Source organism: Peribacillus sp. YIM B13472, from assembly GCF_042788005.1.
GTDB lineage: Bacteria > Bacillota > Bacilli > Bacillales > DSM-1321 > Peribacillus > Peribacillus simplex_E.
The window spans coordinates 94,788-109,722 of the sequence record NZ_JBHZPG010000015.1 but is presented as its reverse complement, the minus strand read 5'-3'; the positions used below and the strand labels follow the sequence as shown (position 1 = coordinate 109,722).

The 14,935-nt window shown below is 38.7% G+C and carries 14 protein-coding genes; 11 read left to right on the top strand and 3 right to left on the bottom strand.

What is annotated here, in order from left to right; genetic code table 11:
* Positions 1-152: 152 nt before the first annotated feature.
* The gene (locus ACFX4I_RS13765; protein WP_377421272.1) at positions 153-584 is read right to left on the bottom strand and encodes a helical membrane plugin domain-containing protein; all 432 of its coding nucleotides are present in this window, start codon (positions 582-584) and stop codon (positions 153-155) included.
* 317 nt (positions 585-901) lie between these two features.
* On the opposite strand from ACFX4I_RS13765, the gene ACFX4I_RS13760 reads away from it, so the two are divergent.
* Complete coding sequence (locus tag ACFX4I_RS13760; RefSeq protein ID WP_230301071.1) at positions 902-1,072, top strand: hypothetical protein; 171 nt, start codon at positions 902-904, stop codon at positions 1,070-1,072.
* 343 nt (positions 1,073-1,415) lie between these two features.
* Entirely contained in the window at positions 1,416-1,931 is a 516-nt protein-coding gene (locus ACFX4I_RS13755) for a hypothetical protein (protein ID WP_377421270.1), read from the top strand.
* A 259-nt stretch (positions 1,932-2,190) separates the two neighbouring features.
* Here the strand turns inward: ACFX4I_RS13755 and ACFX4I_RS13750 are convergent, their stop codons facing one another.
* Positions 2,191-2,775: a DJ-1/PfpI family protein gene (locus ACFX4I_RS13750; protein WP_230301069.1), complete on the bottom strand. Its 585-nt coding sequence runs from the start codon at positions 2,773-2,775 to the stop codon at positions 2,191-2,193.
* A 149-nt stretch (positions 2,776-2,924) separates the two neighbouring features.
* Between ACFX4I_RS13750 and ACFX4I_RS13745 the strand changes: the two genes are divergently transcribed.
* The 7 genes from ACFX4I_RS13745 (at position 2,925) to ACFX4I_RS13715 (ending at position 12,490) form a co-directional block, all read left to right on the top strand.
* Complete coding sequence (locus ACFX4I_RS13745) at positions 2,925-3,356, top strand: Lrp/AsnC family transcriptional regulator (protein WP_230301068.1); 432 nt, start codon at positions 2,925-2,927, stop codon at positions 3,354-3,356.
* 129 nt (positions 3,357-3,485) lie between these two features.
* Positions 3,486-4,313 carry an STAS domain-containing protein gene (locus ACFX4I_RS13740; protein WP_377421268.1) on the top strand — a complete coding sequence of 276 codons (828 nt, stop codon included), beginning with the start codon at positions 3,486-3,488 and terminating at the stop codon, positions 4,311-4,313.
* A gap of 902 nt (positions 4,314-5,215) precedes the next feature.
* A complete protein-coding gene (locus ACFX4I_RS13735; RefSeq protein ID WP_377421266.1) occupies positions 5,216-5,905 on the top strand; it encodes a WxL domain-containing protein in 690 nt (229 codons plus the stop codon).
* Positions 5,906-5,930: 25 nt separating this feature from the next.
* Positions 5,931-6,626 carry a WxL domain-containing protein gene (locus ACFX4I_RS13730; RefSeq protein WP_377421264.1) on the top strand — a complete coding sequence of 232 codons (696 nt, stop codon included), beginning with the start codon at positions 5,931-5,933 and terminating at the stop codon, positions 6,624-6,626.
* 92 nt (positions 6,627-6,718) lie between these two features.
* Positions 6,719-7,744 (top strand): WxLIP family cell surface protein, encoded by a 1,026-nt coding sequence (locus ACFX4I_RS13725; RefSeq protein ID WP_377421262.1) that lies wholly within the window; start codon positions 6,719-6,721, stop codon positions 7,742-7,744.
* The gene (locus tag ACFX4I_RS13720) at positions 7,731-10,070 is read left to right on the top strand and encodes an L-type lectin-domain containing protein (protein WP_377421260.1); all 2,340 of its coding nucleotides are present in this window, start codon (positions 7,731-7,733) and stop codon (positions 10,068-10,070) included. Before ACFX4I_RS13725 ends, ACFX4I_RS13720 begins: the two co-directional genes overlap by 14 nt.
* A gap of 917 nt (positions 10,071-10,987) precedes the next feature.
* A complete protein-coding gene (locus tag ACFX4I_RS13715) occupies positions 10,988-12,490 on the top strand; it encodes a BglG family transcription antiterminator (RefSeq protein WP_377421258.1) in 1,503 nt (500 codons plus the stop codon).
* A gap of 130 nt (positions 12,491-12,620) precedes the next feature.
* Here the strand turns inward: ACFX4I_RS13715 and ACFX4I_RS13710 are convergent, their stop codons facing one another.
* Complete coding sequence (locus tag ACFX4I_RS13710) at positions 12,621-13,145, bottom strand: GNAT family N-acetyltransferase (protein ID WP_377421256.1); 525 nt, start codon at positions 13,143-13,145, stop codon at positions 12,621-12,623.
* Positions 13,146-13,302: 157 nt separating this feature from the next.
* Between ACFX4I_RS13710 and ACFX4I_RS13705 the strand changes: the two genes are divergently transcribed.
* Both ACFX4I_RS13705 and ACFX4I_RS13700 read left to right on the top strand, forming a co-directional pair.
* The gene (locus ACFX4I_RS13705) at positions 13,303-13,449 is read left to right on the top strand and encodes a hypothetical protein (RefSeq protein ID WP_141236089.1); all 147 of its coding nucleotides are present in this window, start codon (positions 13,303-13,305) and stop codon (positions 13,447-13,449) included.
* Between the two features lie 121 nt (positions 13,450-13,570).
* Positions 13,571-14,536, top strand: a complete 966-nt coding sequence (locus tag ACFX4I_RS13700; protein ID WP_309518426.1) for a quinone oxidoreductase family protein — start codon at positions 13,571-13,573, stop codon at positions 14,534-14,536.
* The last annotated feature ends 399 nt before the right edge of the window (positions 14,537-14,935 follow it).

Here is a 14,935-nt window from a genome sequence, read left to right as displayed (position 1 = left end):
AATTGGTTCACCACTGTAACCTGTACTTCATCTTTATTGTAATATTCACGTACGGATAAGGCAGATAGCAATCCTGCGTAACCTGCACCTAAGATGACGATTTGTTTTGACATAGTTAATCCCCCGTCCTTACTGATTGAAAGTTTATCAAATTATTTTTGGTTTTTACGTTCTGAAGAGACTTCAAGAAAAGCTTGGGCGAAACGGAAAAGTTTTTGTGCTTGAGGGTCTTTCATCATTCTTAACAGACCAAAAAGACCGATCACGTCATGATTCACTTCAGCACGATCCTTAGCTTCGATGGCATTAGCCGCAAGCCCTTTTACAGAATCGACTACAGGTGTCGCGATCTCCGAAATGGCGCTGACCGTATCATTTTTCAAAACATCATCCGTCGCAACCGATTGAGCGAAATCATAAGACTTTGTTAAAATATTCACTAATTCAGTTAGTTTTGGTAACTGCTCAACTAAAGTGTTCAATGATTCCTGAACCTCAGGCTTTAATAATTGGTCCAGTACATCTAATTGTTTTTGGCGGGCATCAAGTTGTTCAGTTTGTGATTGGGTAATCGTTTCTGACATATCCAATTCTCCTTTGCAATAAGCATTTTGTTGATGTAAATAGAAAAAATTGTAAAGTATTACACAATGTGCGGCAAGAAAAAATACTAACAAAAATGTAATAAAAGCTAAACTATAGTATATCCCTTTAGTTCCATGAAAACAGCTGATTTTTAAAAAAAGATTCATAAAATAATCTTTTCCTGCTTATTTAAGTACAGATTCGAATGTAAGATTCCATACTTTACCTAAAATGGACTTTGAGGGTGTCTATCATCATCGCCTGTCATACATATTTCCATCTTGATTTGCCATCCTAAATGATGGGGGTGAAAAATGTGACTGATTCAGAATCTAAACTTACAGAAGAGAATGATGATAAGAAGCTTCATAAACTGGTTGGCGGTATGGAATATACTAAAGCACAACTATCGGAAGGCATGAATGGAATATCTGAAGTTTACCTCAAAAACAGTGAGGAAGGGACATCGGAAACACCTGATAAATAATCATGTTGTGTAAGCGTGGCGAAACAGTTATGGTTACTTAATTTTACTTATTTTTGTAAACTTCTTAACCTTATAATTTTTTGACTATTCTAAAAACACCCTTGGCTTTATGGTGGATTGACGTAAGATAAAGGATATAGCCATAGTGAACAGGTAGTTTTATCTAGCAAATACTACTCTGCCATCGCCTTAAATGGACTTGGTGCTTTAAAAGATGAATTCTATAAATAACTGTCGAATCTAATAGACTTCGCCGGCCAGCGAAGCTAAACCTAGATCAAAAACCAGTTATATCAATGATTTTTTATTGATATGACTGGTTTTTTTTATTTCATCATTCATCTTGTTCCTTTTTTGGCCTAAGAATATCCAGCGGCTCCCTTCTTCCCCGCATGGAGCATGGCTGAATCCAGGCAAGGCAGACGAACGCTATTTAGGTGCGATTTTCTCAAATGTGAAGGTGCAGCAAGGAGATTCCTTTGTACGCCCATCCGCTGGGGGCGGGGGACTGGGAGATCCGCTTGAAAGAAGTCCCGAAGATGTTTTGGAAGATGTTATCGATGAATATGTTTCAATTGAGCGAGCCAAAAAAGATTATGGAGTCGTGATCAAGGAAATCGATAAAGATCTCGATTTATTCGAAATAGATTTTGAAGCAACGGAACAAGCTAGGTCGTATATCAGGAACAACCGTAAACAATGGCTTGAGGAAAACATACAAACCGTGGAAGATAAATTCGCCAATGGCGAGCTGGATAGTCTCGATGTCATTCGCCAGTATGGTGCCATCATCGATTATGCAACGAATAAAGTCCTGCCAGAATCAACAAAACAAATTGGCCTATTGGAAGTAACGTGAAAAAGGTTCCGATTTCATTCGGAACCCATGACTGTAGATGAACTCGAAGAAAAACGAGTTTGCCTGCAGTTTTTTAAGTTGAAAAAAGTTTCAGTTGATTGGAGCGGGTGTTCGAGACTCCTGCTTAGAAAAGCGTGTCCAAGGGAGACCCCGCAGGCGCAAGCCGAGGAGGCTCCACGACCGCCCGAGGAAAGCGAGTTTCTTGAGCGGAAATCAACATCCCAATAACATCCAAATCGTGTAGGTTTCGAAGACATTCTTAATGGAAGCCCATCAATTCCTTCACATGTTTACAATTATCTTTGGAAGTGAGCATTTCCAAGAGCGTAAAGGCAACATCGAATGCTGTGGAAGGATTGTAGGATGTAATGATATTGTCCGTGACGACAATCGGTTCATTAACGACAACCGCACCAAAATCTTTTAGCTGCCCCTGTCTCTTACTGGTTGGATGGTTGTATGTAGTGGCCTTTCTTCCATTCAATATCCCGCTTTTACCTAATGGGAGAGAACCGACACAAATGGTTGCTATGATTTTGTTCTTATCATGAAAATGCTTGATCACATCAAGAAACCTCTGATCATAGGCATCCTCATAGAAACCGGCTTCTTCAAAACCTCCTGGAATGGCCAAAGCATCGTAGTCATCAAGATTCACTTGATCGATGGTCAATTCGGGCTGCACGATGAAATTCCAGGTGCATTTTAATTGTTCATGAAGTCCCGCCGTAACCAGATCAGTCGTACCATCACCCTCTAATTTATTCCAGCCCAATACATCTGTAAACACACTTGCTTCAACCGCTTCGAATCCATTGGATAGCAGCATCAATACTTTTTTCATCGTGAATCCCCCTTATTTATATTTGTATTTATTATATAAAAAGCGAATTCCCTAATACATACGATAAATTACGTAATCATTTCTTTTCTGTTTATTTTATAATGTATTTAGGGTGATTTTATTAATAATAAAAAGTGGGAGTGATTGAATTGGATCGAACGGATAGAAAGATACTTTCCTTGCTGGAGAATAATGGGCGCATGTCCATGAAAGAACTGGCACATGAAGTTTCCTTAACGGCTCCGGCAACGAAAGAACGTGTGAATAAATTAGAGGAAAGCGGAGTGATAAAAGGATATAAAACTGAAATATCACTTGAAAAACTTGATAGGAGCATAACGGCATTCATATTATTCGAAACGGATAGATGCAAAGACTTTTATCAATTTAGCTTGAACCATCCGGAAGTACTGGAATGCCACCGGTTAGCCGGTCAATACAGTTATTTGATTAAAATAAGTACATTTTCCATGGAAACGCTGGAAGACTTCGTCGATGAAGCCATTAAATATGGGAAATCGTCCACCCATCTGATATTTTCTTCCGCATCGAAAAATGTTTTTTCAGGCGAGGAGATGTAACCGGTTTATACACATTTACTATCCATCTTTTTAATATAGGAGCAATTAGCAGGAAAGAAATCCATCCGTATAGAAAGTAAATAGTAACAAAAATCACAGTTGGATATTTCAAAAAGGGAGTGGGGAAGAGTGAGTTTTGTTTATGAGGAAGAAAAGATAATGGAATTCCTTTTGAAGAATAAAAGTGAGTTTGAAGAATATCTTTTATCAGAAGCGGTCAATGTCAGGGATAAAATCGAAGAAATTCTGCTGATAGGAAATGTCGACCTTTTGAATAATGCACATAAACTCATCCGTTATATAGTGGAACAGAATGAAACGGATCTGATTGCCTTTGCTGAAAAAGAGGGAGTTACGTGGGCAACCCACTCCTTGACGCTTTCATTCAAGCTGGAATGGATTCAGGCCCTCCGCAGAACGCTTTGGACATTTCTTTATAAGTTCGAAAGTGCAAAAGTAGTGTTTAATGAATCCAAAACCTTTTTTGAATTAGAGAAAAAAGTGAATGAAAAGGTTGATGTATTTCTTAAATCCTTTTTCGTCAGTTACTCCGATTACAAAGACAAATTGATTCTGGCTCAGCAAAACTTGGTGGAAAATCTATCCGTCCCGATCATTCCAATCACTTCCACTACCTGCGTCCTTCCGTTAATTGGGACAATCGATAATTCACGTATACAGATAATCGAGGAAAAAGTATTGCAGGAGATAGGTAAACTGCGGATACAGACCTTGATCTTGGATTTATCCGGTATCATCGATATGGAAGTTGAAATCATTAATGATTTTTTGAAAATCCTCGATGGAACGGCAATGATGGGGTGTAAAGCTGTAGTGACTGGATTACGCCCAGAGGTTGTTACAAAAATGATTCGTTCAGGGATCCAGCTCGATAATAAAGCAGAGACAAAGGGTACGCTGCAGCAGGCCTTGAAGGACTATCTTGTAGTCAACTAATCGTGAAGTGAAGTCGCCATGTTGTGGTGACTTTTTTTTGTAGGTAATTTGGAATATTAAGGAAATTGTTTTGCTATTTTTTTCGACTCGAATAAGTAGATGTGTATAGAAATTGACGTACAACGATACATTTATTCATTATAAGTACAAACTTTTACTGATTCTCGAAATGTAGGTATGTAGGAAAATAGGGAGATCACAGTAGATCAAGATCAAAGGATCGTTTGTAGGTGTGAAAAATTCCTAATGAAGGTTAGCCTGAAGCAGGTTAACCTTTTTATTAATCGTTAAGTAGCGGCCGCCTATCCGCAAACACCCTCATTCGTATATGGTTTAAGATCCATTTCTGAATCTCCATCTTCTAAAAAAAAACTTTGTGCCGACTTCTTCCCCTTTCATTCCAACCAATAACACCTTTCTATAATTATAGCGAACTTTCTTTCTCACTTGATGCATAAAAAAACAACTTGTAAGTCACTAAAGAAAAGCAAAATCATGAGTTTCTTAAATGGAGTTTCTTAAATGGAAAAGCAAAATTCATTATTGAAACAATGTTTTAATTTTTAACTTATATAATGGTTTTCATGAAGTTGAACCAAATACATGCAACCTTTCGTGTTCCTTTCCCTATCTCGATAACTTGATAACTTAGGAAACTCATTTTTAGTGAAAGTCGCAAATATTCTAGTGATTGGCATTTTGTATGTATTAAAGGTATTGGGTAGTCTCAGATATTGATGCGGCAGCCTATCAACCTACAACAGGAGGAATGGAGATGGTGAAAATATAAGAGGTATGTTCATCGTTTTAAGGGGTTTCTAGAGGGATTCAAGAAAGGTATTGTTGCAACTTCATTTAGTAGGCATTTAAATCTTCATAAAAATTAAGGAGGAATTGAAAAAATGAATGTAAAAAAGGTTCTATTTAAAGGACTGGCAGCGACAGCCTTGCTGGTATTCGTGACACCTACATTTGCAAGCGCGGTTGATCCAACTGAAGTATTAGGAAGTGAAGACGGTAAAGGAGCCACTTCACATGGCCATATCACAATAATGCCAGCAGATGAAACAACAGGTCCAACTGACCCGATCGTTCCTAGTGAACCGGATGGGGGAACAGGAAATACAGGGGCGCTGACAATTGATAATGTCTCGCCTTTAGAATTTAATACCCACCAATTATCCGGTGGAGCTGTGGAATATTCAACAACTACAATAAAACCAAACGTTCAAATAACGGATATTCGTGGTACTGGTGCTGGCTGGACATTACAGGTCTCAACTTCACCATTCAAGGATCTAACTGATGAAACGATGATTCTAAAAGGTGCCACTGTTACACTTCCAATCGGGACTGCAGTTACAACGCCAGGAAATGTTTCACCTGCACCAGAATTAAGGGAAGTACAATTAGGTACTGATTCTGAAGTAACTGCACCACAAATCCTTATGTCTGCTCAAGACTCAAAAGGAATGGGAACGTGGGTAGATCAATTTGATCCTAGCAACTTGAAAATAAATGTTCCTGCAGGAAACTTAGCTGGAGAGTATGTCTCAACATTAACTTGGAGTCTATTGGATGCACCACAATAATATAAAAAACCATGAGGTGAGGAAGATGAAAGTAATTACCCTGTCAGTGGCAGGAAGTATGATTCTGGCTGGATTGATCTTTTCGGCAAATTCAGCGGAAGCAGCTGTCGTGAATAGCGCTATTTCCAAAAATTATATTGATTTTATTCCGGATGAGGGTATTACCAAGCCGGTAGATCCGGTTAATCCAGATGAACCGGATCCACCGAGTCCGATTGATCCTATAGATCCAGACAATGGCGGAACGGGAAATAGTGGATCTTTAACTTTGGACTATGTCTCCAACATCCAATTTGGAACCCAAAAAATTATGAGTGGGAACACTACATATAACGCAAATAATAAAGACCCATATGTACAAGTTTCAGATAAACGCGGAACGGGCGAAGGATGGGTTTTGACAGCAAAGGCTTCTGAATTAAAAAATAGCACTGGGGAGTCTTTACAGGGGGCTGAGTTAACATTCAAAAATGGACAAGTAAAATCACAATCATCAAATGTTTCTGAACCGCCAACGGCTTATGACGTTACATTTGATAATAGTGATTCAAAAAAATTCATGGAGGCACCTTTAGAAACTGGCCGCGGAACATGGCTGGACGTATTTTCAGGTTCTGACGGCGATAATAGTAATGTGCAACTAAAAGTTTTGGCTGGCTCAGCTGAAGCCGAAAGTTACAGTGGTACTGTAACATGGGAATTAACCAACGCACCTAGCTAAATACTCAAATAGGGCTTGGCTTTATAAGAAATTATGTAAGCCAAGTTCCATTAATATAGATCACATCATGTTGAAACTAGAGGGGGATATAGATGAAAAAAGGGCTATTTATTTTGATTGTGTCCTTATTGATTGGGTTAGGAATCATTTCCCAGAATGAAACAGCCTTTGCTGGGACCATGGAATATTCAATCAAAGCCAATATTCCAAAAAACCAAATCAATAAGAAGTTGACTTACTTTGACTTGTATATGAAACCGGGGGCCGAACAAACGATATCTTTAACAGTGAAGAATAACTCGAGTGAAAAAATCGACTTAATGATTGAACCGAATACAGCCGTAACCAATCAAAATGGAGTGATTGATTACAGTAAAAATAATCAAAAAAAAGATCGTTCATTAAAGTATGCATTTTCTGATCTCATTTCCCCAAAACAAAAAGTAACGTTAAAAGGAAATCAAACGAAAAAAGTGCCTTTTACGATTCAAATGCCAGATGAACCATTTGATGGAGTGATTTTGGGTGGATTCTATGTGTACGAAATAAATCAAGGCGCCAAAAAACAAGAAGATGATAATGTTCAAATCAACAATGAATTTTCGTATGTGATTGGCGTCAAATTGACCGAAACGGATAAAAGGGTAAAACCCAATCTAAAGTTAAATAAAGTTCAAGCAGGATTGATGAACTATCGCACAGTGGTGACTGCGAATCTGCAAAACACGGAAGCTATGATTGTCAATAACTTGGAAGTGAATGCTCGAATTACGAAAGAAGGAAACAGGAAGATGCTTCACTCTTCAGAGAAGAATAACGTATCCATGGCACCGAATTCTAATTTCGATTTTCCTATTAGCTGGGATAATCAAGCGTTAGAGCCTGGCAAATATCATATATATATAACGGCAAAAGACGGAGATCAAACCTGGAAATTTGACAAAATGTTTGAGATTAAAGGTGATGATTCAAAGAAATTAAATAAAGAAGCAGTTGAATTGGAAAAAGACTATACACTTATTTTTGTAGGGATCGGCGTGCTAATTGCGGTATTAATCATACTGGTCATTATTCTACTAAGAAGGAAAAAAAGCGGGGAAAAGCATGAAGAAGAGTAAAATATTCACTAGAATCACTTTCTCATTTCTCATTATTATGGGCTTGATGTTCTCAAGTCTTCAATGGCTGGATCCAGTGGAATCCATTAAAGTGGAGGCAGCCGGTCCAATAGAAGATAATCCTCCATCCGGTATTATATTGGATGGCCTATTTACCACTCCATCAACAGGATCAAATAGCTCCATCATTAACAGTCATCTGGTTTCAGTAACCCCTGGAACCACAAATCAAATGGGGGCAATTTGGTCGATCGACGATCTTAAAATGGATTTAACCAAAGATTTTACAGCCTCTATGTATTTGTATTTTGGGAATAATGGGGCTAATGCGGCAGATGGTATGGCATTTGTGATGCATAATGATTCAAGAGGTGTAAATGCTATAGCAAAATCTGGGGCAAGTTTGGGGGTTTGGGCAGACGAAGGCTATAATGGATCGAAAACATCTGGCATTCAAAAAAGTTTTGCTGTTGAGTTTGATACCTATAAAAATGATGGTGGAAGCAGCTATTTTGATACTAATGTTAACGATGACCATGTTGCATGGGGGTATCCAGGGAAAGCCGATACTTATATAGATTATACCACTGGTGTTTGGCCGGTACAAAGTAATAGGAGAACCATGAAACATAATAACGTAGATGGTAATACTGGCGTTCAGTATCCCGGTCTGTTATCAAATGGTACATGGCGTAAATTCGAAGTGAGATGGGATGCTGCAAGCCAAGCACTCACGTATCAATTAGAAGGAGTAAATGCGGTTACTGTTGCTGTAAATGTACAAGATGTTTTTGGCTCTACAAAAGTTTATTGGGGATTCACTGGTTCAACAGGTCCTACTTTCAAGCAAACCAATCGTGTCGCTTTTGATGAAATACCGGATTTAGTAAATGCAGAAGTTGAGCAAACGATAACGAGACAGGATGATTCTGTTGTTGGAGAGGGCTCTTCAGTTTTTAAAGGTGATGTATTAACCTATACGCTTTATGCGAAATATAACGGTGGTTTACAAAATTGGAAAAATATCATCTTGAACACGGTCTTGAATGATCATGTTACGTTTATCCCAGGCTCCATGACATTGACAACCTCTGGTGAGACTGCAGCATTAGATGATAATTCGTGGTCAGGGCAATCGCTGGCACTTAGTATTCCAAATATGGATTCCACTCAAAATGCAGCGACGGTCACTTTTCAAGTGAAAGTAAATGCAACAACGGAAGCTGCCTCAGTTACTGAAACAGCAAGGTTTAATGGAGATAACATGGTGATTGATACCAATTCAATTGATTATGTCATCCAGCCTAATCAAGCACCAGAAGTAGCAATAAATGATGCTGGCCCTGTTTACGTATCCAAAGGTGAAGATTATGAGGTGAAAGGAACCTGGAATGACAGTGATGATTCCAAAGGCACTTTTTACTATGAATTGAATTCCGAGGAGATCAATTCTGAAGAAAAAGAGAAAGATGTGTCTTCCGAAAGTGCCGACTGGAGTTTTCTCCTTGCAAAAGACCAATTAAAAATGGGGGAAAACACTTTTGAAGTGTATGTAACGGATGAAAATGGAGGAAAGTCCAATGTAGCAACACTGCAAATCATTGTTGTAGAACCGCCATCACTTACACTTGTTGATGCTGATAAGGAAATACCAATTGATTTAGGAAGTGGCTACAAAATAAAAGGGACATGGAGTGATGCAGATAGTGACAAAGTGGACCTATACTATGTGTTGGATAAAGGTGAGCCAATTAAATTTGCCTCTGGTGCAGCAAATGTTGCTGATAAAGGGGAAGAAGTCAGCTACGAGCATACCATTCCAGCAGATGAATTATCAGTAGGGACACATACTGTATATGTTTACAGTTTGGATGATACTGGCAGACGATCAAACGTGGAAAAACTCACCTTGAACGTCATTGGACAAGTTAGTTTCACCAATGTTGCTGCGCATGTTAGTTTTGTAAGCATGGAAATTCCTAATCAACCGACATTTGCAAAACGAAATGCCGATTGGGATATTCGCGTGAAGGATACTCGTGGTACCGGTAGTTCGTGGCGGCTGACGGCTACTTTAAGTGAAGATTTTTCTGATGGAGCCGGTCATTATTTATTAGATGCCTTAACTTTTGTTGATAAATTTGGAAGAGAAGAAAAAATGGCACTAGGAGTTGCCATGAATGTTTTTGAACATACAACCAAAAGTATAGATGAGATATCGATAAATTGGCTAGAAAATCAGGGAATATTGTTAAAAATGGAACCTTTTGTCTATATAGGTGATTATCAGGGGAAGATTAAATGGGATTTAGTGGATGCGCCATAAAAAAAAGCCTATGGCTAATCATTTTTTAGATGATCGAATAAAACCAAATCAAACATGTTCTTCTCCTTTTTTAAAGTGACGATAAGTCAATTTAAATTGAACAAGCCGAAGCTGAAAGAACATTGGCTATCGTTTGAATGGACGACTTTACAAGACTCAAGGGATGTCCTATTGGGCATGTATTTGCGTCAGGCATGCCCAATACGTAGCTAGCTAAACAGCCTATCCGTTAACCCATCCGTGCTTATGATTGGTGTCTAATTAAAATGGGGCAAGTGTACCTGAATTATTTAAAACAAAAAATGTAAAATGCTCGGTTTCGCTTTTTCTTTTACACTGGCTCTTAATAGACAGCTCATTTTCGTTTTAACAAGTTGGTAAGCCATTCGATGTATACTGGCTTCCTCTAAACGTGAATGAGGCCTTTTTTTGTATATTCCTTTTCTAACGAAGTGAGTACAGGCAAACTGTATAGCCCTTATGATCGTTGTGGAAGCCGTAGACCCTTCAAAATAGGTCAATATCGGTTTCCTTTTTCTTACATATAGATCCTTACTGCGCTTCTCTAAAACGTTCATAGCACTTAGTTCCGGAGAAAGGTTTCCACTGAATAAAAGTCTCCTTCTTTATGATCTTTATACATTTAATCCAATTATTTAGATCCGAGTTTGGAATAGAGGATTCTTTTTCTTCTTGCACTACAAATTTAGCAGCAGAAAATCATTTTAATGACCTTATTGGGTAGGTTCAAAAGCGGTATATAACAATTCATATTTGAACTAGTGTTCCAAGAAAGAAAAGGTGCAGATAAAAATGGGATTATTCAGGGAGTTTACTTAAGTATTTAATGGGTATAAGGTAAATGCATTTAGGGCTAAGGTCTTATTTTAAGTGGACAAGTAAGAAGAGGTGATAGTATGAATCGATTTTATAAACGTTATTCAGACGTGATTTTTCACTTATTTAAAGATAATAAATGGAGTAATTTGACTGAATTATCCGATAAAACAGGGTATTCAAAAAGTACAATCCGACGTGATTTAAAATTCCTGGAGACTTTAATCCCCGAGGGATGGGGTTTTGAGAAAAGTGAAAGTCTTGGAATATGTCTTATTAAACCTGAAAATGGTACTCTAGAAAGTTTATTGGTGCAAATAAGAGAGAAGAATTCCTATTTTCACATATTAAAGTTAATCCTTTTGAATGATGGTGTTGATATTTCACAGATTTCTCAAGAGGTGCATATTAGTCGTTCCACCGCATATCGTCACCTTGAAAAATTACAGGAGGTAGTACGGGAAACAGGTGTTGACTTATCTGCTAGCCCATTCAAATTAGTAGGAGATGAAAAAAAAATCCGACGCTTTATCATGCGAAATTTGGATTTTGCGACATTGGAAACCTTTCCCGATAAAGATTCTCTCGATGAAAAGGAATTTCAAACAACTTTACTTCAATTGTTTTCAAAACATTCGATGTCATTTCGGACTGGTGCCTTACACCGACTTACAATGATTTTATATATATCTAACCTTCGTGTTTCCATGGGTTATTTCGTTTCATATCCAAAATCAGTCTTAATTAATTATGAAGGCAGTAAGTATTTTGAATTCTCCAAAGAACTAGGACATTACATGGAAAGATGCCCCACACGAGATATCCAGCTTCAGGAAATATTTTACTTAGCGATTTATCTCATGAGTGAGGAAAAACCACTTAATAGATCACAACATCTTCGATACCTTCGAAACAGAATGAAAAGTAAACGAGGGTTTCCGTTGACTCAATTTTTAGACTCCCTTTCAGAATATGTTTGTTTTAATCTATCACAAGATGATATCTTCTTATTTCATTTATACCAAACATTAAAGAGAATATCACTTGAAACAGAATTTGAAATGGAGACTGTAAGGAATTGCATGTTGCAATATCTTCCATATTTCGAATATAATCCAATTTTTCAGACCATTGAGGAGCTGGCTACTAAATCTTTCTTGACAGTTCCGCTTAAAATTAAGAAGCTGGATGTTTTGGAAATATTCTCGCTCCTTCAGGCAGCCATTTTACGAAATAAGAATCAACACACAATAATAGTTGCTTTAGTATGTCGTACATATACCGAAAAAGATTATATAAGGGAAGTGTTAAAGTATCACTACGGAAATCAGGTGAGGATTTCAACATTCGATCCCTCCAGCAGAGAGTTGATTTACAAGTATGAAGAGATTGATTTAATCATTTCGACGGAAGAAGACACTGGTGTATTTCAGAAAATTCCGGTAATTAAGGTATCCTCTTTTCCAACTCCTTCGGAATTAATGCAAATTAAACAATTTTTTGAAGATCATTTTTTTGACCAATTCAGTATGGACCCGGGATTGATTTATCCATATCAAAAAATGAATGCCGTTGTTAAATGATTCACTATCCAGAAAAAACAGATTCGACTTTATTTTGCACAAACGAATGCTACCAATGGCAGGAAAACGTTGGTAAAGGGAAGAACCTAAGAATATCCGTTTCTGGGGTATTCCCTCTTTACCAGGGGTTTCACTTCAGCAAGGAATACACATATGTATCATGAGGGATACCGTTTTGATAAATATAACTCCTTAATATTCCTTCCTGGATGAAGCCCAGCTTAAGCAAGAGCTCACTTGATGGCTGGTTTTCCAGAAAAACGACCGCGCCGATGCGGGTTAAATCAAGGTCGTTGAAACCGTAAGCGATAATTTCTTTTAGAGCTTCTGACGCAAATCCTTTACGCCAATGTGCTGGATGGATTTCATAACCGATTTCCGCCCGTCTGTATTTGGGACTGTGGGCATGAAAACCAATGGTACCAATCAATTCCTGTGTATCTTTTCTTTCAATTCCCCATCGGATAGCTCGTTTTTCAAGATAGCTTTTCGCAAAAGATGCTATGATATCCTTCGCCTGTTCGACATTTTCCAATGAATCCTGGCCATAAAAGCAGGTGACTTCATCTTTTGATAAGCATTGGAAAACAGCTTCCGCATCACTTTCACGAATTTCCCGAAAGCGTAACCTTTCCGTATTCAATACAGGAAACATTTTTTTCCCTCCTCATACATCAGTTTTACATCTATTCGGTCTCCGCGGTGGTTTTTCCTTTATTATGAAGTGCCTATTTTTCCGGTATTTTCGGTGGTAATCGGACAAGCTAACATTAGTTCATCATAAATAGCTTTGAATGAAGGGGAGATAAATCATGGGAAAAAAACATCGTAACCGTATCGCTTCACCGAAAAAGAATAACCATATTCCGAAAGCGGATATCATTGCAGAACATGAAGCACACGGTAAGGAATATTCTGCGAATAAACGAAAGAACGGTCCTGGTTCCAATATAGATTGAGTAAACTAACTTAGTGACCGCTCTTGCCTTTAAAGGGCAGGGCGGTTATTTGTGTTTCTTGCCACCAAAGGGTTCATCCTATATCTTAAAGAATGAAGAAGCATTGAAGGGAGTTAGGATGATGAAAGCACTAGTCTTTGATGATTTCGGCGGGCCGGAAGTTCTGTCTGTAAGGGAAATTGCAGAACCTGAACATTCAAGATCAGCCGTGATCGTTCGAATGAAAGCAATCGGATTGAATTTTGCTGATGTATATAGAAGGAAAGGGAATTATCATTTGGTAGGTGATCCCCCATTCATTCTAGGTTATGAGGGAGCAGGGGTCATCGAATATGTTGGGGAAGATGTCCATCATGTGAAAGTCGGTGATCGTGTCGGGTTCGCTGATGTTCCCCATGCCAATGCGGAGCTGGTTTCAGTTCCAGCTGATAAACTGTTACCTCTGCCTGAGGGCATTTCCTTTGAAACGGCCGCATCCGTTTTACTTCAAGGATTGACTGCTCAATATTTAACTCATGACAGTCATCAAGTTAAAGCAGGAGAAGCCATTCTGGTCCATGCCGCTGCTGGTGGAGTCGGTCAATTACTGACACAGATGATCAAGATGAAGGGCGGTCAGGTCATTGGCTTGACCTCATCAAATGATAAAGCGGCTGTTGCCAAACAAATGGGTGCGGCTCATGTTTTCCTTTACGGATCGGATTGGGTGGATTCCATCAAGGCTGTAACCGGCGGTAAAGGCGTTGATGTCGTTTATGAATCAGTGGGACAAACCTTGATGGATAGTTTCGAGGCGACCAAGACTGGAGGAACTGTTGTATTTTTTGGGATGGCAGGCGGTGATCCAGAGAAAATCGATCCAAGAATGTTAATGGATACATCGAAAGCATTAATAGGTGGAGACCTTTGGAACGTCCTGACTACCCATGAAGAACGGACAAGAAGAACAGCAGAGCTGTTCCAATGGATTCTGTCAGGGGAAATCCTCATCAAAGAACCGACTCTTTTCTCTTTGGAAAATGGGGAGGATGCACATAGACTTCTTGAAAGCCGGAAAAGTTCGGGGAAAATATTATTAATGCCATAACAAGTCATGAGGGCTTTCCATTCTAAATGGGGGGCCTTTTTATTTTAGGCTGTTTTAACATACTTTGTTGCTATTTACCAGGTAGTGAGTTGTGGTTGATTTCCCCTCCAGATGCTCGCTTTCCGCGGGGCGGGCGGTGAGCCTCCTCGGCGTAAACGCCTGTGGGGTCTCACCTGTCCCGCTGCTCCCGCAGGAGTCTCGCACTTCCGCTCCAATCAACCTTAAATAGTTTCGTTTTAAAAACAACAATCTTTACGAAAAGAGCCTTATTTTAAAATAGCCTGCTGCACTCAACACCTTATTCATACTGATGATCAGAAACTTTTTCAGTTCCTTTATATAGGCCCATTCTTAGACCCTTTGATAACTTATATATTTAAGCCCTTGCCATTAGAGGGG

Bases quoted from the DNA above. Each gene is read 5' to 3' on its own strand.
- ACFX4I_RS13715 (WP_377421258.1), top strand. From the start codon at position 10,988: ATGAATCGATTTTATAAACGTTATTCAGACGTGATTTTTCACTTATTT.
- ACFX4I_RS13720 (WP_377421260.1), top strand. From the start codon at position 7,731: ATGAAGAAGAGTAAAATATTCACTAGAATCACTTTCTCATTTCTCATT.
- ACFX4I_RS13705 (WP_141236089.1), top strand. From the start codon at position 13,303: ATGGGAAAAAAACATCGTAACCGTATCGCTTCACCGAAAAAGAATAAC.
- ACFX4I_RS13750 (WP_230301069.1), bottom strand. From the start codon at position 2,775: ATGAAAAAAGTATTGATGCTGCTATCCAATGGATTCGAAGCGGTTGAA.
- ACFX4I_RS13765 (WP_377421272.1), bottom strand. From the start codon at position 584: ATGTCAGAAACGATTACCCAATCACAAACTGAACAACTTGATGCCCGC.
- ACFX4I_RS13725 (WP_377421262.1), top strand. From the start codon at position 6,719: ATGAAAAAAGGGCTATTTATTTTGATTGTGTCCTTATTGATTGGGTTA.
- ACFX4I_RS13700 (WP_309518426.1), top strand. From the start codon at position 13,571: ATGAAAGCACTAGTCTTTGATGATTTCGGCGGGCCGGAAGTTCTGTCT.
- ACFX4I_RS13710 (WP_377421256.1), bottom strand. From the start codon at position 13,145: ATGTTTCCTGTATTGAATACGGAAAGGTTACGCTTTCGGGAAATTCGT.
- ACFX4I_RS13730 (WP_377421264.1), top strand. From the start codon at position 5,931: ATGAAAGTAATTACCCTGTCAGTGGCAGGAAGTATGATTCTGGCTGGA.
- ACFX4I_RS13735 (WP_377421266.1), top strand. From the start codon at position 5,216: ATGAATGTAAAAAAGGTTCTATTTAAAGGACTGGCAGCGACAGCCTTG.